Source organism: Streptomyces sp. JLSY215, from assembly GCF_059682825.1.
In genome coordinates this window covers 4,548,160-4,567,324 of sequence record NZ_CM185022.1, presented here as the reverse complement: position 1 = coordinate 4,567,324, position 19,165 = coordinate 4,548,160, and the positions used below count along the sequence as shown (strand labels likewise).

Annotated in this window: 22 protein-coding genes and 1 tRNA gene; 15 read left to right on the top strand and 8 right to left on the bottom strand. The window is 67.6% G+C overall.

The window, feature by feature from the left end; genetic code table 11:
- Window positions 1-1,096 precede the first annotated feature (1,096 nt).
- Together AC5677_RS20395 and AC5677_RS20390 are read left to right on the top strand one after the other, a co-directional pair.
- Window positions 1,097-2,131: a hypothetical protein gene (locus AC5677_RS20395; RefSeq protein ID WP_497196443.1), complete on the top strand. Its 1,035-nt coding sequence runs from the start codon at window positions 1,097-1,099 to the stop codon at window positions 2,129-2,131.
- Complete coding sequence (locus AC5677_RS20390) at window positions 2,128-2,325, top strand: hypothetical protein (RefSeq protein WP_497196442.1); 198 nt, start codon at window positions 2,128-2,130, stop codon at window positions 2,323-2,325. The genes AC5677_RS20395 and AC5677_RS20390 overlap by 4 nt, the downstream gene beginning before the upstream one ends.
- A 174-nt stretch (window positions 2,326-2,499) precedes the next feature.
- Here the strand turns inward: AC5677_RS20390 and AC5677_RS20385 are convergent, their stop codons facing one another.
- Window positions 2,500-3,255: a GntR family transcriptional regulator gene (locus AC5677_RS20385; RefSeq protein WP_497196441.1), complete on the bottom strand. Its 756-nt coding sequence runs from the start codon at window positions 3,253-3,255 to the stop codon at window positions 2,500-2,502.
- A 79-nt stretch (window positions 3,256-3,334) separates the two neighbouring features.
- Here AC5677_RS20385 and AC5677_RS20380 point away from each other — a divergent pair, with 79 nt between their 5' ends.
- The 3 genes from AC5677_RS20380 to AC5677_RS20370 all read left to right on the top strand — a co-directional run bounded on the left by AC5677_RS20380 (window position 3,335) and on the right by AC5677_RS20370 (window position 5,285).
- On the top strand, window positions 3,335-3,613 hold the full coding sequence (locus AC5677_RS20380) for a hypothetical protein (RefSeq protein ID WP_497196440.1): 279 nt from the start codon (window positions 3,335-3,337) through the stop codon (window positions 3,611-3,613).
- A gap of 587 nt (window positions 3,614-4,200) precedes the next feature.
- A complete protein-coding gene (locus AC5677_RS20375) occupies window positions 4,201-4,941 on the top strand; it encodes a GntR family transcriptional regulator (RefSeq protein WP_497196439.1) in 741 nt (246 codons plus the stop codon).
- On the top strand, window positions 4,938-5,285 hold the full coding sequence (locus tag AC5677_RS20370; protein ID WP_497196438.1) for a hypothetical protein: 348 nt from the start codon (window positions 4,938-4,940) through the stop codon (window positions 5,283-5,285). The genes AC5677_RS20375 and AC5677_RS20370 overlap by 4 nt, the downstream gene beginning before the upstream one ends.
- Before the next feature lie 703 nt (window positions 5,286-5,988).
- Here the strand turns inward: AC5677_RS20370 and AC5677_RS20365 are convergent.
- The 4 genes from AC5677_RS20365 to AC5677_RS20350 form a co-directional block, all read right to left on the bottom strand.
- A complete protein-coding gene (locus AC5677_RS20365; RefSeq protein WP_497196437.1) occupies window positions 5,989-6,528 on the bottom strand; it encodes a hypothetical protein in 540 nt (179 codons plus the stop codon).
- A gap of 3 nt (window positions 6,529-6,531) precedes the next feature.
- Window positions 6,532-8,172 (bottom strand): alpha/beta hydrolase, encoded by a 1,641-nt coding sequence (locus tag AC5677_RS20360; protein WP_497196436.1) that lies wholly within the window; start codon window positions 8,170-8,172, stop codon window positions 6,532-6,534.
- Between the two features lie 53 nt (window positions 8,173-8,225).
- Window positions 8,226-8,831: a hypothetical protein gene (locus AC5677_RS20355; protein ID WP_497196435.1), complete on the bottom strand. Its 606-nt coding sequence runs from the start codon at window positions 8,829-8,831 to the stop codon at window positions 8,226-8,228.
- A 637-nt stretch (window positions 8,832-9,468) separates the two neighbouring features.
- Window positions 9,469-9,936: an NUDIX hydrolase gene (locus tag AC5677_RS20350; RefSeq protein ID WP_497196434.1), complete on the bottom strand. Its 468-nt coding sequence runs from the start codon at window positions 9,934-9,936 to the stop codon at window positions 9,469-9,471.
- Between the two features lie 18 nt (window positions 9,937-9,954).
- On the opposite strand from AC5677_RS20350, the gene AC5677_RS20345 reads away from it, so the two are divergent.
- The 10 genes from AC5677_RS20345 (at window position 9,955) to AC5677_RS20300 (ending at window position 16,984) form a co-directional block, all read left to right on the top strand.
- Window positions 9,955-10,734, top strand: a complete 780-nt coding sequence (locus AC5677_RS20345) for a GntR family transcriptional regulator (protein WP_497196433.1) — start codon at window positions 9,955-9,957, stop codon at window positions 10,732-10,734.
- Window positions 10,735-10,873: 139 nt separating this feature from the next.
- Window positions 10,874-11,230: an SCO3933 family regulatory protein gene (locus AC5677_RS20340; protein WP_497196432.1), complete on the top strand. Its 357-nt coding sequence runs from the start codon at window positions 10,874-10,876 to the stop codon at window positions 11,228-11,230.
- Between the two features lie 2 nt (window positions 11,231-11,232).
- Complete coding sequence (locus tag AC5677_RS20335; protein WP_497196431.1) at window positions 11,233-12,588, top strand: FtsK/SpoIIIE domain-containing protein; 1,356 nt, start codon at window positions 11,233-11,235, stop codon at window positions 12,586-12,588.
- A gap of 81 nt (window positions 12,589-12,669) precedes the next feature.
- Complete coding sequence (locus AC5677_RS20330; protein WP_497196430.1) at window positions 12,670-13,332, top strand: DUF2637 domain-containing protein; 663 nt, start codon at window positions 12,670-12,672, stop codon at window positions 13,330-13,332.
- An 18-nt stretch (window positions 13,333-13,350) separates the two neighbouring features.
- Entirely contained in the window at window positions 13,351-13,542 is a 192-nt protein-coding gene (locus tag AC5677_RS20325) for a mobile element transfer protein (protein ID WP_497196429.1), read from the top strand.
- An 18-nt stretch (window positions 13,543-13,560) separates the two neighbouring features.
- On the top strand, window positions 13,561-13,716 hold the full coding sequence (locus AC5677_RS20320; RefSeq protein ID WP_109891880.1) for a hypothetical protein: 156 nt from the start codon (window positions 13,561-13,563) through the stop codon (window positions 13,714-13,716).
- Window positions 13,717-13,738: 22 nt separating this feature from the next.
- The gene (locus AC5677_RS20315) at window positions 13,739-14,047 is read left to right on the top strand and encodes a SpdD-like protein (protein WP_497196428.1); all 309 of its coding nucleotides are present in this window, start codon (window positions 13,739-13,741) and stop codon (window positions 14,045-14,047) included.
- A gap of 125 nt (window positions 14,048-14,172) precedes the next feature.
- On the top strand, window positions 14,173-15,555 hold the full coding sequence (gene repSA / locus AC5677_RS20310) for a replication initiator protein RepSA (protein WP_497196427.1): 1,383 nt from the start codon (window positions 14,173-14,175) through the stop codon (window positions 15,553-15,555).
- Window positions 15,552-15,761 (top strand): helix-turn-helix domain-containing protein, encoded by a 210-nt coding sequence (locus tag AC5677_RS20305; RefSeq protein ID WP_497196426.1) that lies wholly within the window; start codon window positions 15,552-15,554, stop codon window positions 15,759-15,761. Before repSA ends, AC5677_RS20305 begins: the two co-directional genes overlap by 4 nt.
- Window positions 15,749-16,984, top strand: a complete 1,236-nt coding sequence (locus AC5677_RS20300; RefSeq protein WP_497196425.1) for a site-specific integrase — start codon at window positions 15,749-15,751, stop codon at window positions 16,982-16,984. The genes AC5677_RS20305 and AC5677_RS20300 overlap by 13 nt, the downstream gene beginning before the upstream one ends.
- A gap of 78 nt (window positions 16,985-17,062) precedes the next feature.
- Here AC5677_RS20300 and AC5677_RS20295 read toward each other — a convergent pair.
- The 3 genes from AC5677_RS20295 to AC5677_RS20285 all read right to left on the bottom strand — a co-directional run bounded on the left by AC5677_RS20295 (window position 17,063) and on the right by AC5677_RS20285 (window position 19,085).
- A tRNA-Arg gene (locus AC5677_RS20295) sits at window positions 17,063-17,135 on the bottom strand.
- Window positions 17,136-17,268: 133 nt separating this feature from the next.
- Window positions 17,269-17,934 carry an HD domain-containing protein gene (locus tag AC5677_RS20290; RefSeq protein WP_497196424.1) on the bottom strand — a complete coding sequence of 222 codons (666 nt, stop codon included), beginning with the start codon at window positions 17,932-17,934 and terminating at the stop codon, window positions 17,269-17,271.
- Window positions 17,935-18,041: 107 nt separating this feature from the next.
- On the bottom strand, window positions 18,042-19,085 hold the full coding sequence (locus AC5677_RS20285) for a GlxA family transcriptional regulator (protein ID WP_497196423.1): 1,044 nt from the start codon (window positions 19,083-19,085) through the stop codon (window positions 18,042-18,044).
- Window positions 19,086-19,165 lie beyond the last annotated feature (80 nt).

Below are 19,165 nucleotides of genomic sequence, written 5' to 3'. Positions count from 1 at the left end.
CAGCTCACGGACCTGCGCGGCCGTTGAGTACGCATGACCGGCGGCCGGGAGATCCAGGTACGCCGGCCGGCACACAGCCCGGCTCCACTGGCCACCAACTCGTGTGCTCCCGACCTGAACCGGGGCTGCCCTCATCCCCTCGTCGTGCTCCCCCTCACGCAGTCTCAACACATTCCGCCGCCACCCAGGTTGCGAGGGGGAGGGGCCCAACTGGCCAACTGCTGCGGGCCGTAGAGACGGTGGGGAACGGCCTTGATGGCCGGCGCACTGGACCACACGGGGCGGCCGTGCCGGTCAGGGCTCGTGCCGAGGGTGGTCCCGGCGATCGTGGCCACGCCCGCGGCTCCGCCCCGGACGCCCACCGCGGCGCCCGGCCGCGAAGCGCAGCCCGGCGTGCAGGTCGCACTGAAGGCGGTGGATGCGGACCCGTTCCGCCGGGCGTGACGCCAACCCGCCGGACGACGACGACGGCGCGGCCGGCACCCCGCTAGCCATCCGCCCCACCCAGCGCCAGCTCCCGACGCGGTTGCCGTCAAACACTGCCGCCAACCCCATACGCCAGAGGCCCCGTCGATTCCTCGACGGGGCCTCTGGCCTGCTGTGCGCTCGGCAGGATTCGAACCTGCAACCTTCTGATCCGTAGCTCTATGCGGATCGGTCACCGAGGGTCGCACGGGGCACTTCGCGGCCTCCTGGGCGCATCGACAGCCGCGATGGGTTGCAGTGGTTGCGGTACTCCGCTGCTGTACAGCAGCCACAGCCCCACAGCCGCTCCCAGCCTGGCAACCGGTGGTGACCCAGCATTGGATGGCAAAGCGCTGCGTGATCCAGGTGACCTAGCCTCTCCTCTGGATCACGAGCATAGATCTTTTCCTGCGGCGAACGTCCCACGCGTGGCAGCGCCCAGTGGTAATCTCACGCTGGCCTCCAGGGGGCCTGTCCTGACGCTGAGCTGCCCCAGTGCAGCGTCACCCACAGGATGAAGAAGCCTTAGCTTCACCAGGTTGATTTCGTGTGTCCGATTGCACCCCTACCGGGTGCGCCGATCAGTTATTCGGACGTTTCGGGGCAGCGGCGTTCGAGGACGGATCGTGCCATGTCTGCTGGCGGACGCCTCTCCACGCTGGTTCGGAAGCGGATCACCTACACCGGTGAGCCGTATCAATTCGCCCTGGAAGCGCTCAAGAAAGCGAACAACCCCACCCCATTGCCGGACTCCGCAGGCGATCAGGCGCTGCTTGAGTCGCAGGTCTTGTCGAAACTTGGCGACGGCGGATCATGGTCTGCTCACCCCGTGGGAATTGCCGGCGTACGCCTGAGCCCGAGCAAGCCGATCGTGATCTGTCTCGACAGCCGCCTTGAGCTTTCACAGGGCGACCACTATCCCTTGGCATGGCACTCCCTCGATCGCCTCTTGCCGTACGCAGAACCGGACACCCAAGTAAACGGCGTCTTGGGGCTGCGCATCGCCGCAATCCGCGGGACCGACCTGCACCTCACGCTGGCGGAGACTGACAGTCGCCTCATCATCCGCGGCATGGCTGGCACCAAGTGGGAGGACTACCTCGACGAACGATGGGAGACCCTGGTCACGGCGCACGTACGGCCCCTGTGGCGAACCCGCTGGATTAGCGAGTACGAACGGCAGGACGAGCAGTCACACCCACTGGCCCGGGGGACGGAGAAGGACATTGCGTGGGTGGGTGCGGGTTTGCTCCGCAGGATCGCGCTGTTCCACACGTCCAGCTCTGCCTACTCCACTCGTTCATGGATAACTGGCAGCGAGTGGATCTTCGAGCTGGACACGCGCCGCGACGTACGTCTCGATCACGACACGCTGCTTGCAAAGCTCTCCGATCCCGTTTGGGGGCTACCACTCCACATCGTCGAGCGCCACTGCACCTGTGACGACCCACCCTTGCAAGACGACCGGTACATGCGGCAGTGCACCTACGACCTGGCCCACAGCGACGGTCCGGGGCCCGGGATCCAGTTCCGGTTCCGATGGGGCCATGGCGTGTACGACAAAGACGCCCGAAAGCAACTTGAAAGGCTCGGCGCAGATACCGACTGGCTAGACCGTGTCCTTCCGCGGACACCGCAAGGCTCTCGCGGGGAGGTGAAGTCGTGAACTGGGACAGCATCACGCTTTACGTCTTGGCTGGCTTCGGCGTCGTCCTTCTCGTTCTCGGTCAGCTACGCGAGCTGCTGGGGAAGGTCGCTGAGGTCGTCAGCGCTTGGCACGAACTGCGCAGCAGCATGCGCGGAAGCACCAATTCCCAGCACGCTCCGTCCAGCTCACAGCAGAGCCTCAATGAGCAGTGATCCCCATGCGCCCAGACCCGTACATCTGAGCAACAATGCAGTTGCCCGCCCACATGCTTTCCAAGTCTCCTGGTGGGCGTGGAGGAGCCGCCTGAGGGTCATTCACAAGCGTTGGTGGCTGGCAGAACCATGGGGTGGGCCACGCTTTGGAATCCGTCGGAACGCCCTGCCGCACTAGTGGCTGATGGGGATCTCGTAGACGATCTCGCACAGCGCGACGGGGACGACGATGTCCGCTGTCTCCACCGGCTGCCCCTCGTCGCTGTAGTACGTCCGCCGGATGTGCGTGACCAGGCTGGCCTTCTGGATGCCGAGGAGCGATGCCTCCTCGGCATCCGCCTGCCGTGGCTCCGGCTGCTCCACAGCGTGGCTGACGGTGATGCCGATCTCGGCCATGCGGTTCACCACGCCCGCCCCGGCGTGCGGCCCACCCTCCGGGAGAACGACGAGCGTGCCGGCGGTGAGGTCGTACGGCTCCCAGCTGGTCGACAACTGCACCGGCTTGCCGTCGGCGAGGAACTCGTACACGGTGCGGACGCACAGGTCGCCCTCGGCGATACCGAGGCGCGACGCGATCTCGGCCGGTGCCGGCACCTTCGCCTCGGTCCGGCTTTCCCAGTCGCCCTGCTTGCCCACAGCCTTCATGTCCGCGCGGAACGGGGAGCCGTCGGGCTGCTCGCGTGCCGAGGAACGGACCACGCGTACGCGCTGACGAGGAGCGGCAACGTACGTGCCAGATCCGGCACGACCTTCCAGCACTCCCTGAGAGATCAGCAGCTCTTGAGCCCGGCGGATCACGTTCTCACCGACGCCGCACTCCTGGGCGATCTGGGCACGTGAGGGGAGCCGGTCTCCAGGCGTCCACTCATGCTCCGCGATCCGTCGCCGGAGCTCGTCAGCGATGCGGAGATACGGCGGCTGCTCAGGCATATGGAAAATCTAGTCCACTAGCTCTAATCTAGTTAACTAGCTTTGCTCTGAGTGATCGCCCGACGACGGAGGCTGTCCTGTGCCTGCTTCGGAATTAAGCGCCGAAGACATCGCAGCGCGGTTGTCCGCCGTCGGGCTCACTCCGCGCGTGGAGCAGCACGCCCACCTCACGTCGATCGAAGCGGAGGTGCCGGAATCGCTCCCCGCCGAGTCGTGGCGAGAGGTTTTGGAAGCAGTGGCGGAGGCCGATCGATTCGGGCTCCTCGCCAACAGCTTGAACGGCCGCACCTTGTGGGCCGCAGTGCACACAGCAGCCCCCGCGACGGGCGATGTCCGGGGGCCTGGCCATCAGCGATAGGAGCTGATCAGCGTGTTCAACCGTATCCGCTATACCGTCTGCACACCGATGAGCGGGGCGTCCCGATGAGCAGGGGCCACCGTTACCCAAGTCCCGCCCAGTCGGCGGCCGTGCCTCGTGCTCGCTTTCTGCGCCACTGGTTCGCGACGGCGGAGGCCCTCTGATGCCCCCTCGTCGCCCACACGGCATGCCCCGCACGAACGCCGTTCCCTACCAGTCGAGTTCCTGTCTGATTGGCAGGCACTCTGAGTGCGCGCAGTCCTCGCCCGCTGCCGCACCGATCGGCATCCCGGTGGTCTACGAGGCGTGCAGTTGCTCCTGCCACGCGGTGGCCGGCCACGGGAACCGAACGGATGGCCACCAGTGAGGGGCTGGACACCGGGCGGTGAACCGTCTGCCTCTGTCGAGATCACCTCTCGCAGCGTTCAGCGCGGCGACGTCATCCAGATCGGCGGTCGCCCGTGTCGCGTCACCGACCTGATCCAGCTTCCGGGCGGAGTGACGCGCCTGCGGTTCGAGTCGGGCGAACTGCTCGTCATGCGCTCCCGGAGTCGGCTGGTAGCCCTACGAACGTTGAGAAGGCGGTGATGCAGCCCGTGCCCTCTCGCCGTCACGTCATCGCCGATGATCTTCGGAACAAGATCTCGACCGGTCGGATCAAGGCCGGCGAACGTCTCCCCTCCGAGGCACAGCTCGCCTTTGGCTATGCGGTGAGCACGGCGACGCTGCGGAGTGCCCTTGCCATCCTCCACGGTGAGGGGCTCGTGGAGAAGATCCACGGCAAGGGAAACTTCGTCCGCCGCCCCCTCCGCAGAATCACGTACATCGGCGGTGGTCGCACACCCAGCACGGAACCCTCTGCCGAGTCGGCGCTACGCGTCAGTGTCCGCACCACCAATCTCCAGGCGCACGGTCAACTCATCGGCCTGCTGGGGGTGTCGGCAAACAGCCCACTCACCGAATTCCTCTGCCTCAGCTACGACAGGACCTCACCACACAGCCTCGCTCGCATCTATGTACCTCGCGACCTCGCGCCGACCGACGTTCCCACCGAGTCGCACTGCTGCAAGAGCATTGAGGCGAAGCTGGCAGAGCTCCGCCCGCTGCCGGCCGAGGTCCGGGAACGAGTGAGCGCCCGCCCTCCGACACCAGAGGAAGCGGCGACCCTTCGGATCAGTTCGGCCATGGCAGTCCTCGCACTCACACGCGTGACGGCCGACAACACGGGACGCGTGGTCGAGGCAGCACTTTTGGTGCTTCCCGGCGACCGCGCCGACGCACTCTTCACCACCCACCACATGACCCATGAGAGGACGAGTGGAGTATGACGACTCGCAACGAGCGGCGTCTCCTCCCGTGGTCAGGCCTGGATGGCAAGCCCTGCTATCTGACCATCGAGGCCAGCGGCGGCTACCTGTCCCGCCTGGCTGACCAGACCGAATCGGTGCAGCTGGACCTCGCAGCCGAACTGCTAGAGCACGCCTTCGAGGTACTCGGCGACGGTGACGTGGGGCCGGACGAGCTGCGCCGGCTGACGATGGACATGACCGGAGCCCTGCGTGACGTGCATCGCGTAGCGACCAGCCGCGGATATCGCCTGCCGGTAACGGATCCTCCCGCTTGCGAAGGGGGCGACGAGGGTCCTCGGCTGCCAGCGGAGGCCTTCGGCTAGCAGCGACGTATCGAGCGGTAGGGGAGTCGCATTCCCAATCCGGGGCTCCCTTACCGCTCGATCCGGCCCTCGGGCGCACTTGCCCACAACCGGACGCTGGGCTGACCACCGCCTTACAAGTTCAATCGGGTCACCCGCCAGCCTCCGGTCCGACCCGCGCAGAACAAGCGGGCCACGGCGTGGCCCATGCTGGAAGACAGAGTGAGGCATAACCACCCACGGCAACTCTCCCGCGACCGGAAACGAAGAAGAGGCCCGCGGCCAGCATTTACGCTGGTCGCGGGCCCTTTCATAGCTGTGGCGGCGCCAGGATTCGAACCTGGGAAGGCGAAGCCGGCAGATTTACAGTGGGTCCTGCTTGCAGGGCGATCATCGGGTCCGACCGGGCTTTTCTTGGTATCTGACCCGCCTTGCGTGCGCTGTGGTCCGCGCATGGCTCGGATCTTGGTAATCCGGGCCGCGCTGCGGCGTTCGAACTTCGTTATTTCGGCGACGGACAGGCGGCGGAGCTTGCGCGGGGCCACAGCAAGCACCGTCCGCCGGTCTGCCTGCGAGGACCGCCCCTTCTTCTCAACCCAGAGGCCCGGACGGCAGAGGATGAAGACGACACCGCAAACGGGTGGACACTGCCGTCCGGTACGCCTTCGATCGCCGTGGCGTCACCGCACTCTTCGCCGACATCGAGCCCGGATGCGCGCGACCTTCAGAATTTCTGCTGTTCAGCCCCAGGCGGGAGGAAGCAGCCAGTGCTGACTGACAGCCGGAGTGTGTTCGCGGGCTTAACCGTGTCGGCGATGATCAGGTAGCCCTCGGATTCGTTCTTGCCGAACAGCGTGACCGCCGGCCGATCCGGGTCCTCCGTGTAATCGGAGACGTCCAGCCCGTGCTTCTTCAGCTCCGTCCGCAGCTTCCTGACCGCCGCTGTGTGCTCCTGGGCTGGGAGGCGAGCGTAGGTGGCGTAGGTGAGGGTGAACCTCCCATCGTCCGCTACTTCGTCATCCTTACCGATGCAGTCCTCGAAGTGCGTGCGGGGAGCGGGGTCTTGTGCGATGTCGACCTGCGCGTAGTGCGCCATCGCAGATGTGTACTGCTTGGCCCAGGCCAAGGTGTCCGCTCTGCTCTTCCGTGGCAGTGGTGCATTGGCGTTGTCATCGGATTGCTGGGACATACAGGCTCCCGTGAACAGTACGGTCAGAGCGATCAGTACGAAGGAACGAACGGAGTTCATGCGCTGAGCTGCCATGGGCTAAGGATGCGGTCCCGCCGGTACCTGAGGAGGACGGAAGGGGTCCTTCGGAACCTGGGTGGGCGCATCCCCAGCGATGATCTTTCCTTGGTTGGCGAGACTTTGACTCGACCCGTCCCAGTAGCCGCTGTGGCCGTGAGTGTCCACCTCAAACCTGTGTCCTCCGAAGTCCTCTTTTGCGGGGTCTGGGCCCAAAGTCCAGCCCGTTGCCCCTTCGATGCCGTCATCCTCGGCTCGACCCATGTACACATGGTCGGGGTCGATATTGAGCTGGTCTGCGCGGTCGACGGTCATTCCAGGACTGCCGACCACAGCAATGTTGTCTACATCCAGGCCGCCGTGGTGCGAGGCGGCAGCTCCTACCACCGTAGATCCGTAACTGTGACCGAGCACAGTCATGTTGGCCTGCTCATCACCCTCGTGCGAGGCTCGTAGTCCATGCGTGAAGTTCCGCAAATCCGGGGCAGCGTCCTCGGCGCGCCCGGTACCGGCAACTTCTAGATTTCCTGCTTCTTTCGCAGGGATTTCGGGTGCGTCGTAGCCGAGCCAGTAGACCATGGATGTCTTGGCGCCTGAGTCGGCATCCTCGGCGGCATTCTGCAGCTTCCCCATTCGACTCAGCTGCCCACCGGTAGATTCCATATTCGTGGCGGTGCCCGGAACGTGAACTCCGACATTGTCTGCGGTGTCCGGATTCCCCATGGCGATAACCGCTTTTCCGTCGCCCTTGGAGTCGAACCCGAGTACGTACAGCTGCTTGTTCCCAGTGACTCCGTCCCGCTTGTCCAGCTCTGCCTGCAAGGTCTTCAGGTTGGTGAACCGCTTGTTGTAGTCATCATCGGAGTACTTGTCGTGGTACTCGTAATTCTCCATTGCGCTCAACTCTTGGTCCAGAGCGAGCCTGTTGGCGTCATCGCGTACATCGGACGGCAGGCCGTCGGTCTTTCCGACGATTTCCGGATGGAGGGCCGCGTACGATTCCCGCTGACTCTCAGGCAGGTTCTTCCACCACTCTGCAGCGTCCTTGGGATCGCGCGGAGGGTATGGCTTGCCGATGTCGTTGTGCAGATCTTTGGATGCCTGCTTGACGTCGTCGCGTGCCTCGCCCGCAGCGTCGCCGATATTGCCCTGCAGAATGTCACCGCTGAGCTCCCCCAGCGCCTTGGCGGCATCGTCGCTGGCTTCCTTGGCCCTCTTGACGCAGCCGTTGACGTCTTCCTGGTAGTTCTGCTGCATATCAAAGAACGCCCCCTGGTCAGGCGCTCGCCACTGCACAGGCCCCAGGGGCGGACGGACGACGCCCTCGTCGTCCACAATCAAACCATCGCTCTCGATATCCTTGAGGGTGCTGCGCAGATGACTCTGCGCCAGGAACATTTTGGCTGCGGCCTGTGCAATCGCTTCGGATATGGCCATCGCTTCGGTGCGGACGATACCGAAGCGGCTTTCCAGGTCTTCCAGGTAGTGCAGTGCCCCGTCGGCATCGTCCCCGGACCAGTTGGAATGCAGTGGCCCGGTGACCTTTGTCCTATGCTGATCGTTGAGCTCATCCATATGAGTGGACAGCCTGTGCCAGGCCTTGGACGCTTCGTCGCAGTCCGAGAAGTCCTGCTTCAGCAGTCGCAAATAGTCGCTGGTCAACTTTTCTTTCCTCCCCCTTTGATGCAGTCGATGCCAATGCGGTTATCTACCGCTCACCCGAAAGGGGAATCAGCGGTCGGCGTCTGCATGGGCTTCGCACTCTGCATCCGGTCGGCAGTCCATTCTGCGCGAGGGTCGGGGCCGGGATACGGCGCGTTCTCACGGTCCACGAAGGGGGGCCGAGCCGTAGGTGTTACTCCTTCAGAGCCCACGGATCCCGGACTGCCGGGGCCGGGGGTGAGGCTGTCGCGCAGGTTTTCGGCGCCGGGCATGGCATGGCGGCCTTCCGAGCCGATCGCCCCCGGGCCACCGAATCCGGTGGATGCGGACATAGTCTGCGGCGCGAACTGCGTCTGGGCCCCTGCTGTCTCGAAGTCCTTGGACACCATGGCGTCGTTCCAGTCGTGCCCGTCGGCACAGGTTCTGAGATTGGCAGCGCCGGTTTCGGCGCGGCTGCGCATACCATCGAGAGACGGTTTCCAGCTGTCGGCCGTGGCCTCCAGCGCTTGCGACAACGACCAGCCGTTGAATGACGCCGCGGCATCCTTGGTGGCACTGATCGTCTTGTGGTTCTTGTCCGTCATGTCTTGGGCAATCGAGTCCTCCGCATGAGCGGCGGCGCGCAATTCCCCCGGATCGACGGATGTCTTGGCCGACACCCTTGTGCCCTCCCCCTGAGTCCTACTTCCGCATCGACGGTATCAACGTTGTGTTGACAAGTGTTGTTGTTCAGCCACGTACCCACAGGGATGTTTCCGCTATCCCGGCGCGTTCCTCGCACGCCTCCACCGATGGCCAATAGCGACGGGTATACGCAGGCTGTGACTCAGCCAGACGTGCTTCTCCTTCTGCCTAGCCCACGCCAACCATTCGCCCCAACTCCCATCCCGTCTGCCGTCGACCCACACGTACGTGGAGCAGGCGCGGTGCCGGGCGTCCAGGTGGAGCGCGCCACCGTACGAACGACCTGGACGCCCGGTGCCGTGCCTGCTTGGCTTGCCTGGGTTGATGGCAGACGGGATGGGAGTTCCCCACCGCTACGCCCCACCGGCCAGCACCCGCGTACGGTCTCCTCCACCCCGGAGCCGGAGCGCCCCCGCCGGAGGCATTGTTCTGACCTGAGCGTCGCGCCCGCACCGCGGCCATATCGTGGGGTCGTCGCCCATCAATCTAAGCTGTCAGGCGTGCGGCCGGCGGCCGGGCTGGAGCGGGGCGGAGACAGGAGCGCAGGCCCGGGCGACGGGCCGCGCGCGCCGCGCCGCGCGCGGCGAGTGCCTTGATGAAGTAGAGAAAGTTCTATCGCGCCGGGGTCAGTCGCTTGCCGTCATGGCTCCGCACGTGAGGGCCCGCCCCATCCAGGGCATCCAGGAGTCGGATCGAGAAGACCTCGGGCATGCACTCCGCCACCTCATCGGGCGTGAGCCAGGTGACAGCTGTTGACTCGCTGGAGGTGCGCTCCTCGCCACCTACAGGCTTGCAGCGGAAGACCAGGGCGACGATGCCGCGTGCCGTGTTCTTGTAGACCCCGGTGAGCTCGTCCACCTCGACGTGGATGCCCGTCTCTTCCCAGACCTCGCGTCGTACGCCGGCCTCTGGGGTCTCGTCGAGTTCGAGCACCCCGCCGGGGAGTTCCCAGGCGCCGTTGTCGGCCCGCCGGATTGTCAGGAGCTTGCCGTCCTCGCGGACCACCACGCCGGCCACGGACACGGAATGCAGTGGCGTTGACTGGGCTTCCGAGGCGCTGTTACTCATGTACAGGAGCATAGGAGGATGGGAAGAGCTATGGGAACCGCGGTAGGAGGGGGCAAGGCCGTACCTCGATACGTGCAGATCGCCGATGACATCGTGCAGCAGATCAGGGCTGGGATCCTCAAGCCCGGCAAGATGGTGCCGAGCGAATCCGAGCTGGTCGAGCGCTATAGCGTCTCGGGCGGCACGATCCGTAAGGCGATGGTGGAGGTCCGTGCGAGCGGCCTGGTGGAGACCCGCCACGGCAAGGGTTCGATCGTGAAGGACCGGCCGCCGGTACGGCACCGCTCTTCCGACCGCTTCCGACGCTCGCACCGGCAGGGCGGCAAGGCCGCGTATCTGGCGGAGTCCGAGCAGTCCGGGGCCACGGCCAAGGTCAGCGTTCTGTACATCGGGCCCATGGAGGTCCCGGAGGACGTGGCCGAACGCCTCGGGGTCGAGCCCGGCACTCAGGTCCTCGCCCGCCGGCGGCTCTACTTCCGCAACGGCACTCCGGTCGAGACGGCCAGCTCGTACTTGCCCTGGGACGTCGTGAAGGACATCCCCGAGCTCTTCGCTGAGAACCCCGGCGGTGGCGGCATCTACGCCCGACTGGAAGACCACGGGCATGAGTTCGCCGAGTTCGTTGAGACCTTGCAGGCCCGGTCGGCCACCAAGGCCGAAGCGTCCGAGCTCGCGCTCAGCCCGGGTGCACCCGTCGTGCATCTCGTCCGTGAGGCGCTGACGACCGAGGGCCGCGTGGTGGAGGTCTGCGACACCCTCATGGCCGCTGACCAGTTCGTTTTCAGCTACCGCATCCCCGCCACGGACTGACGTCCGCTCAACTCTCCTCAACCCGCCCCGACTTCTTCGTCGCGGCGGGTTGACTCATGTACAGGAGTCAGGCACTCTTCTTCATGTCACTCATGTATATGAGTGGCGGAGTTCAGCACCTATAGAGGAGTGATCCGTAGTGCGTCAGATCCCCGTCGACACCTCCGCCGCGACCGTGATGGTCGCGAAGCAGCCGCAGATCAAGGTCAAGGACCGCCGTACGGGCGAGGTCGCCCTCGACGCCGAGACCGGGGCGAAGCTGATGACCGTGGACGTGATGTTCGCTGCCAATGACGCGGTGGAGATCCTGTCCGTCACCGTGCCCGAGAGCGGGGTCTCCGGTGAGCTGGGCATGGGCACGCCGGTGGCGCTGACCGGCCTGATCGCCCGGCCGTGGGAGAACGAGTTCAACGGGCAGAAGCGGCATGGCATCGCCTACCGCGCGGTGGCAGTCACCTCGCTCGCCGCCGGCGGCTCGCAGGCTGAGGCGGCCTGATCATGGCCCGCCTCACGGTCGTACTGCTGCTGGTCGTCGCCACCGCTCTCGTACTGCGGTGGCGGCGCCCCGCCTGGTACTGGATGACCTTCGGAGTCGTCCTCGCCGCCCTGCGGGTCTTAGTCCGGTACGCCTCGGTCATGGACGCCTGCGGCCTGACAGTCCCGCCGCCGCGCTGGCGGCTCGCACTCTCCCGCTTGACCAACCGCCCGGCCCCCGAGTCGCGCGCCCCACGCATCCTCCGCCTCCGGCCCACCCGCACCGGGCTGGTCCTGCGGCTCAAACTCCGTCCCGGCCAGGACGCTTTCGATGTCTCCACCGCTACCGATCGACTGCGGCACTCCTTCGGGATGTACGGCGTCGCCGCGCGGGAGATCCGCTCCGGCGTCGTCGAACTGCGGATGACGGGTTACGACGTGCTCAAGCGCGTGCAGATGCCCGCCAAGATCGACCGTGCTCCGATGCGCGTACCCGTCGCACTGCGCGAGGACGGATCGGTCCACTACCGCGACTACCGGATCGTCCCGCACGGGCTCACGCTCGGGGCCACCGAGTCGGGCAAGTCCGTCTACCAGCGGAACTTGGTGGCGGGTCTCGCCGCTCAGGACGTCGCGCTCGTCGGTATCGACTGCAAGCAGGGAGTTGAGCTGTTCCCGCTCGCTCGCCGCTTCTCCGCCCTCGCCGACAACCAGGACGCCGCCCTCGATCTGCTCGAAGCCCTCGTCTCGCACATGGAGTCCGTCTACCAACTCATCCGCGAGGAACAGCGCATCAGCGTGAACGTCCCCGACGCGGAGATCGCCGCCGACATCTGGGATCTGACCGAGGACGTTCGCCCCACACCCGTCGTGGTCCTGGTGGACGAGGTGGCCGAACTCGCGCTCTTCGCCTCGAAGGAGGAGGAGAAGCGACGGGACCGGATCATCACCGCGCTCGTCCGCCTGGCCCAGCTTGGCCGCGCCGCCGGCATCTACCTGGAGATCTGCGGCCAGCGCTTCGGCTCTGAACTCGGCAAGGGCATCACGATGCTGCGGGCCCAGCTCACCGGCCGAACCGCGCACCGCGTCAACGACGAGACCAGCGCGAACATGGCCTTCGGCGACATCTCCCCTGACGCCGTACTGGCCGCCATCCAAATTCCCACCGACGCCCCCGGCATCGCTGTCGCCGGTGACTCGACCGGAGGGTGGTCCCGCATCCGCGCCCCGCACACCTCGCTGCGCGAAGCAGTGAATCTCTGCAACAAGTACGCCGACCGCACGCCGGACCTGCCCGCGCTCGCGCCCTTCCGGCCCGCCGTCGCCCCGCCGGCCTCCGCCGCCGTATCGCTCACCAAGGCGTCCACCGCGACTGCCTGACCCTCCCGCTCCAAGGTCGGCGCGGCCTCGACGCGCCAGGTCCCTACCCCCTTCATGCCAGAACCCGGAAGGAGAACCGTCATGGGACGCATTCGCCCGGACCCCGTTCTCGTACAAGCCGTCATCGCCGGAGCGCTCTCCTTCGCTCATCTCCACGACCTGGCCGCCGCTGCCGGACAGGACGGCTGGAAGGCGTGGGCCTACCCGATCAGCGTCGACCTGCTGTTGGTCGTGGCCTGGCAGCGCCTCCGCAACGACGGCCCCTCGCGGCTCGCCTGGTGCTGGTTCCTGATCGCCCTGGTGGCCTCGCTCGGCGCCAACGTCGCGACCGCCGGATTCCTCGATCTCCAGCACCCGCCCGCCTGGCTCCGCTTCGGCATCGCCGGATGGCCGGCGCTCGCCTTCCTGGGCGGGACTCTGCTGGCCCATACGCGGAGTGCGGCCGAAGCCGCCGATCTCGCCCCGCCGGCCGACGTGGCTCCGGCACCCGAACCCGTATCCGCTCCGGTCGCTCCCACTGAACCTGCCTCAACGCCTCCTGAGTTGGACGCTGCAGACATCCCTGCGGCCGAAGCGCCCCGGCCCGTCTCCGCCCCCGTCCCAGCCGCGCTCGTCGCCCACGCCCGCATGGTCGCCGACGAACACCACGCCCGGACCGGAACCCGGATCGACACCGACACCCTGCGCGCCCGCCTCGGCGTCCCGCCCCAAATCGCCGACTCCATCGCCGCCCAACTCGCCTGACCAGCAAGGAGAACCACCATGCCCTCCCGCGACCATTTCCACTCCGTGATGCGCATCGGCCCCGTACAGATCGGCACCTATCGCGATCGCTACGGCCGCACCAAGCACGCCTCCGTCTGCACCGCCGACCGCTGCGGCTGGTCCGCCGACTTCAACAGCCGCTCGGCCGCCCAGCTCGCCGCCCGCACCCACCGCTGCACCGTCCGCTGACCGACTGAGGAGAGACCCATGGACGTCCCGCTCTGGCTTGCCCTGATCGCCGTCGGCTACCTCGGCATCAAGCTCATCCGCCCGCCCTGGTGGCTCGTGGCCGTGTTCCTCCTCGGCGGCTACCTCCTCGCCGACAGCTTCCTGGCCTCCGCCATCGACACGGCCGTCAAGTAACGCCCACGAAGGGAGATTCACCATGCTCCGACCTAAGGTCCCGACCAACCCGACGCCCACCGGACTCGTCATCCCGTCCGTCGTCGAACCGACCGCCATCGTGCGGCACATCCCGCCGCCGGCCCCTGTCGCTCAGCCCTCGCCCCGCCCCGCGGTCCAGCTCACGCCCGGCACCGCGCTCGCCCTCGTCGGCGGCGGCGCGGCCGTGGTCCTGATCGTCGGCGCCGTCCTGGTCTCGATGCTCCTGGCGGTCGCCATCAGCGGTGCGTCCGTCGCCGTCTGCGCGGTCGTACTCCGCTCGCTGCTCGCCTTCGGGCGCACGCACCGCTAACCGGCCCCCGGGCGGCCTCAACCGCCAAGTTTCCGCCGCCCGGGAGCCGTGCTCCTGTCCGAACCACAGATCCGGAAGGAATCCCCATCATGACCGACCGCACCCGCGTACGTGGGAGGTCGCCCATGCCTGACGCGCTCCTCGACCCGACCACCCTCGGCGACCTGCTGAGGGTGGCGTCGGCCCCCGACTACGACCGCTGGGCAGACCAGATCCACCGCACCGGCGGCTGCTCCGACCCAATCCACCTCACCGGCTGGACCCTCGCCAAGGACCGCACGTCGGGCGAGACCCTGCACCACTACTCGACCGCGTCCGAACCCGGTGGACGACTCCGCCTCGCCTGCGGCAACCGCCGCGCCTCCCGCTGCCCTGCCTGCGCCTGGACCTACGCCGGGGACACCTACCACCTCATCCGCGCCGGCCTGGCGGGAGACAACCGCCGCGACATCCCCGGCACCGTGCGAGACCACCCCCGTGTCTTCGCCACCCTCACCGCGCCCTCCTTCGGCCCCGTGCACAACCGGCCCGACCGAGGCATCTGCCGCTGCGGCACACAGCACCACACGGACGATCCGACGCTCGGCACCGCCCTGGACTCCGAGACGTACGACTACGCAGCCGCCGCCCTGTTCAACAACCACGCCGGCGACCTCTGGCAACGCTTCACCACCCGACTCCGCCGCGAACTGGCCGCCCGCGCCGGCCTCACCCAACGCGACCTCAAGGAATCGGCCCGCCTCTCCTACGGCAAGGTCGCCGAGTTCCAGAAGCGCGGCGCCCTCCACTTCCATGCGGTGATCCGGATCGACGGACCGGACGGGCCCGCAACGCCCCCGCCGTCCTGGGCAAGCGTCGCCCTGCTCACCAATGCGATCCGCGCCGCCGCCGCACACTCCTACACCTCGGTCACGGCCCCGGCCGCCGGGGACCAGCCCGCCCGGACCTTCCGCTGGGGCACACAGCTGGACGTACGGCCGGTCAAGGCGTTCGGCGACGGCTCAGACATCACCGAACAGGCGGTGGCCTCCTACGTGGCGAAGTACGCGACCAAGGCCGCCGAGACCACCGGCAGCCTGGACCGGCGCATCGGCGAACTGGCCGAGCTGGACCGCCACCAGGTCCCTGACCACACCCGCCGCCTGATCACCGCGTGCAAAACCCTGGACCCGCTCTACCCGGACCGTCGCCTCTGGGCCTGGGCCCACATGCTCGGCTTCCGCGGCCACTTCTCCTCCAAGTCCCGCCGCTACTCGACCACCCTCGGCGAACTCCGCGCGGCCCGCGCCGACTTCCGCGCCGCCCAGGAACGCGAAGCCCTCGGCCTCGAACCCACACAGCCGGACACCGTCCTCGTCCTGACCGACTGGCAGTACGCCGGCCACGGTCACACCCCCGGCGAATCCGCCCTCGCCGCCACCATCGCCCGCGACCTCCAACTCAACCGCGAGACCGCACGCGAAGCACGCACCGACCTCCAAGCCGAAGAAGGAGACGACTGGACATGACCACCACCGCGATCGAGAGGAAGTGGCACACCACCGCCGAAGTCGCGCAGATGCTCGGCTACGGCCTGTCCAAGACCAAGATGCTCGTGCTCACCGGCGAGATCCACTCGGTCAAGGACGGCCGCAACCGCCGCATCCTGCCGCGCTGGGTGGATGAGTACGTCGAGCGCCTGGCCCGTGAGGCTGAAGCGGAGTGTTCGGCATGAGCGGCAAGCGCGGCAACGGTGAAGGCTCCATCTATCCCTACAAGAACGGCTTCGCCGCCTATGCCTGGGTGACCACCCCGGACGGCAAGAAGAAGCGCAAGTACGTCTACGGCAAGACCCGCGAAGACGTCCACGACAAGTGGATCAAGCTTCATACAGAAGCGAAGAACGGCCCGGTCGCTACCCGACACCGCACGGTCTCCACCTTCCTGGCGTACTGGTTGGAGTCCATCGTGAAGCCCAACCTCGCGCCCCTGTCGTACGTCTCGTACGAGGGCTGCGTGCGGCTCTACATCGCTCCCCACCTCGGCACGAAGCGGTTGGACAAGCTCACCGTCCGAGACGTGCGCGAATGGCTCACCAAGCTGACGACCACCTGCCAGTGCTGCGCCCAGGGGAAGGACGCCAAGAGGGCTCCTAGCCGTCGGCGCTGCTGTGCGGCCGGAGAGTGCTGCGAGGCCTACGCATCCCGCCGTGTGATCCAAGCCGCTCGCGATGCGTTGCGGGCCGCTCTGACCCACGCAGTCGCCGAGGAAGAGATCGGCAAGAACGTCGCCGCCCTGGTGAAGGTGCCCAAGCCGCGACGTCGCCGGATCAAGCCGTGGTCCGCGGTCGAAGCGGGTCAGTTCCTCGCGGACGGAGTGGCCCGTGAGGATCCCCTCTTGGCGGCCTGGGTGCTCGTGCTGTGTCTCGGCCTTCGCCGCGGGGAAGTGCTGGGCCTCACCTGGAAGTCCATCGACTTCGAGGCGGGTGAGCTGTACGTGGATCACCAGATCCAGCGGGCGGGGCGTCAGATCCTCCACCGGGAGACCAAGACGGAGGACTCGGACGACTTCCTGCCGCTGCCCGCGCTCTGCCTCAAGGCGCTCCGGATCCGTCGCGCACAGCAGACCGGAGACCGCAAAGCCGCCGGTGACCTCTGGCAGGACAGTCACGGGCTGGTCTTCACGACGAAGTACGGCACCCCGATCGAGCCGGGGAACCTCACCCGGATGTTCGCGCTGCGTGCCCGCCGCGCCGGCCTCCGAGTGATCCCGCTGCGGAACACCCGGCACACCTGCAGCTCGCTCCTGGTCGCCCTCGGCGTCCACCCCAAGGTGGCTCAGCGCATCCTGCGGCACTCGCAGATCGCGATGACGATGGAGGTCTACGCCGAAGCGAGTGACGAAGCGGTGCGCGAAGCCTTGGCCAAGCTGTCCGGCGCCATGGAGGGCACCGGCTGACCCGGTTGCTGTACTTCGCTGCTGTACGGCACGACAAAGCCCCCGTCCGGATTACCCGGCGGGGGCTTTGACCTGCTGTGCGCTCGGCAGGATTCGAACCTGCAACCTTCTGATCCGTAGTCAGATGCTCTATCCGTTAAGCTACGAGCGCTTGGCTTTCCGGCGGTTTTTCTTGCCGGTCGGCGTTGCGAGAACAACATTACATGACCTGCGCCGTGAGGCGAAATCCATTGCCCGTAGCCGCTCTGACCTGCGGAAATGCGCTTGCGGTGGGAGTCGGGGGGCTATTGGGGCCAGGGGGAGTCCTCGATGATCCGGACGAAGTTCGGGCGGGTGTAGTCCTCTTCGAAGCGGGCCAGGACGTCGGCCTTGACGTTGCCGAGGGTCGTCCGGGGGCGGTGGGTCAGGCCCTGGTGGAAGGCGTGGAGGATGCGGCGCTTGAAGTCGGGGCGGGGGTGGGCGGCCACGATGGCCTCGCGGGTTTCGGCGGGGAGGGTGTCGTAGCCGATGCCGAGGACGTCGAGTTCGACGCCGGCTGTGACGAGGGCCACTTCCGGGGCCATATGGTGCGGGATCTCCGGAGTGGTGTGCAGGGCGATGCCCTCCCAGACCAGGCGGGCGCGGTCCTCGGGGATGCCGCGGGCGGTGAGGAAGGCGCGGGCCTCGTCGGCGCCGTCGAGTTCGAAGCGCTGCCGGGAGGCACGGAACTTTTCCGTGAGGCCGAGGTCGTGGAAGAGGGCGCCCACGTAGAGCAGCTCCGGGTCGAAGTCCAGGCCGCGGTCGAGGCCGTGGCGGGCGCCGAAGAGGTAGACGCGGCGGGAGTGGTGGTAGAGCAGGTCGTCGGCGAGGTCGCGGACCAGGTCGGTGGCCTCCCGGGCGAGCTTGCTGTCGGGGACGGGGATGCCGCCGATGGCCGCGGGGGTGGGGGCGTGGTGGTTCGGGGTGGTCATGGAGCCAGCGTGGCGCGCGGCCGGCGGGGGCGCCCGGTGCGTGCGGGACGCGTTGCCCACAGATGTGGACGGCGGGCGGCGGGACGGCGCCGGGCGAGGTGCGGCGGTCAGCGGCTCGTCGTGCGGAAGCGGGCCCGGTAGGCGGAGGGGGTGACGCCCAGGCGGCGGAGGAAGAGGCGGCGCAGGGATTCGTCGCTGCCGATGCCGGTGCGGCGTGCCGTGGCGGTGGCGGTTTCGCCGTTGGCGAGGAAGGTCTGGGCGGCTTCGAGGCGTACGGCTTCGACGTAGGCGGCCGGGGTGGCGCCGGTGTGCTCGCGGAAGAGGCGGGTGAGATGGCGGCCACTGAGGCCGGCACGGGAGGCCAGGGCGGCGAGGGAGTGGTCGGCGGCCGGGTCGGCGGCGATCGCGTCCAGGAGGGCGCGCAGCGCGTCGTGACGGGGGCGCGGGGTGCGGGCGGGCACCGAGAACTGGGACTGGCCGCCCGGCCGCTGCATGAAGACGACCAGGTCGCGCGCCACCTCGCGGGCCAGGTCCGGGCCCTCGTCGGCCTCGACGAGGGCGAGGGAGAGATCGATCCCGGCCGAGACCCCGGCGGAGGTGTAGAGGGCGCCGTCGCGGACGTAGATCGCGTCCGGGTCGACGCGGAGGGTGGGGTGGCGGGCCGCGAGGGTGCCGGTGTGGCGCCAGTGGGTGGTGGCGCGGCGGCCGTCCAGGAGGCCCGCCTCGGCCAGGGCGAAGGCGCCGGCGCAGACCGAGGCGGTCCGGTGGGCGCGGGCGGCGAGGGTGCGTACGGCGTCGAGCAGGCCGGGCGGGAAGCGGCCCTGGGTGAGTTCCTCCGCGCCCGGGACGAGGAGCGTGTGGAGGGCGGGCGGGTCGGCCGCGGTGGCGGGACCGTCGGCCGACAGGCGGGTGCCGGCGGTGGTGGCGATGTCCCGGCCGTCGGGGGTGCGGACCTGGATCTCGTAGCGGCCGCCCAGCCGGGCCGCGGCGCTGAAGACCTCCAACGGGCCGGTCACATCCAGCAGTCGGGCCCCCTCGAAGGCCAGCATGACGACGATGCGGCGGGCCCCCACCGCGGGGGAAATATCGGGCCGCGGCTCGCGCCGGGCCCCCTCCACAGGCTTCATCGGCTTCATCGGCTTCGTGGCCATGATCGGAGCGTAGGGCCAGGACCGGGCGGCGCGAGCGCCCGGAAAAGCGTTCAGGCCCCGGTCGCGAGGGACCGGGGCCT

Coding starts and splice junctions, on each gene's coding strand:
- AC5677_RS20370 (WP_497196438.1), top strand. CDS start 4,938: ATGACGACTCGCAACGAGCGGCGTCTCCTCCCGTGGTCAGGCCTGGAT.
- AC5677_RS20290 (WP_497196424.1), bottom strand. CDS start 17,934: ATGACCACCCCGAACCACCACGCCCCCACCCCCGCGGCCATCGGCGGC.
- repSA (WP_497196427.1), top strand. CDS start 14,173: ATGCCTGACGCGCTCCTCGACCCGACCACCCTCGGCGACCTGCTGAGG.
- AC5677_RS20305 (WP_497196426.1), top strand. CDS start 15,552: ATGACCACCACCGCGATCGAGAGGAAGTGGCACACCACCGCCGAAGTC.
- AC5677_RS20345 (WP_497196433.1), top strand. CDS start 9,955: ATGGGAACCGCGGTAGGAGGGGGCAAGGCCGTACCTCGATACGTGCAG.
- AC5677_RS20375 (WP_497196439.1), top strand. CDS start 4,201: ATGCAGCCCGTGCCCTCTCGCCGTCACGTCATCGCCGATGATCTTCGG.
- AC5677_RS20320 (WP_109891880.1), top strand. CDS start 13,561: ATGGACGTCCCGCTCTGGCTTGCCCTGATCGCCGTCGGCTACCTCGGC.
- AC5677_RS20335 (WP_497196431.1), top strand. CDS start 11,233: ATGGCCCGCCTCACGGTCGTACTGCTGCTGGTCGTCGCCACCGCTCTC.
- AC5677_RS20285 (WP_497196423.1), bottom strand. CDS start 19,085: ATGGCCACGAAGCCGATGAAGCCGATGAAGCCTGTGGAGGGGGCCCGG.
- AC5677_RS20385 (WP_497196441.1), bottom strand. CDS start 3,255: ATGCCTGAGCAGCCGCCGTATCTCCGCATCGCTGACGAGCTCCGGCGA.
- AC5677_RS20315 (WP_497196428.1), top strand. CDS start 13,739: ATGCTCCGACCTAAGGTCCCGACCAACCCGACGCCCACCGGACTCGTC.
- AC5677_RS20350 (WP_497196434.1), bottom strand. CDS start 9,936: ATGCTCCTGTACATGAGTAACAGCGCCTCGGAAGCCCAGTCAACGCCA.
- AC5677_RS20395 (WP_497196443.1), top strand. CDS start 1,097: ATGTCTGCTGGCGGACGCCTCTCCACGCTGGTTCGGAAGCGGATCACC.
- AC5677_RS20325 (WP_497196429.1), top strand. CDS start 13,351: ATGCCCTCCCGCGACCATTTCCACTCCGTGATGCGCATCGGCCCCGTA.
- AC5677_RS20365 (WP_497196437.1), bottom strand. CDS start 6,528: ATGGCAGCTCAGCGCATGAACTCCGTTCGTTCCTTCGTACTGATCGCT.
- AC5677_RS20330 (WP_497196430.1), top strand. CDS start 12,670: ATGGGACGCATTCGCCCGGACCCCGTTCTCGTACAAGCCGTCATCGCC.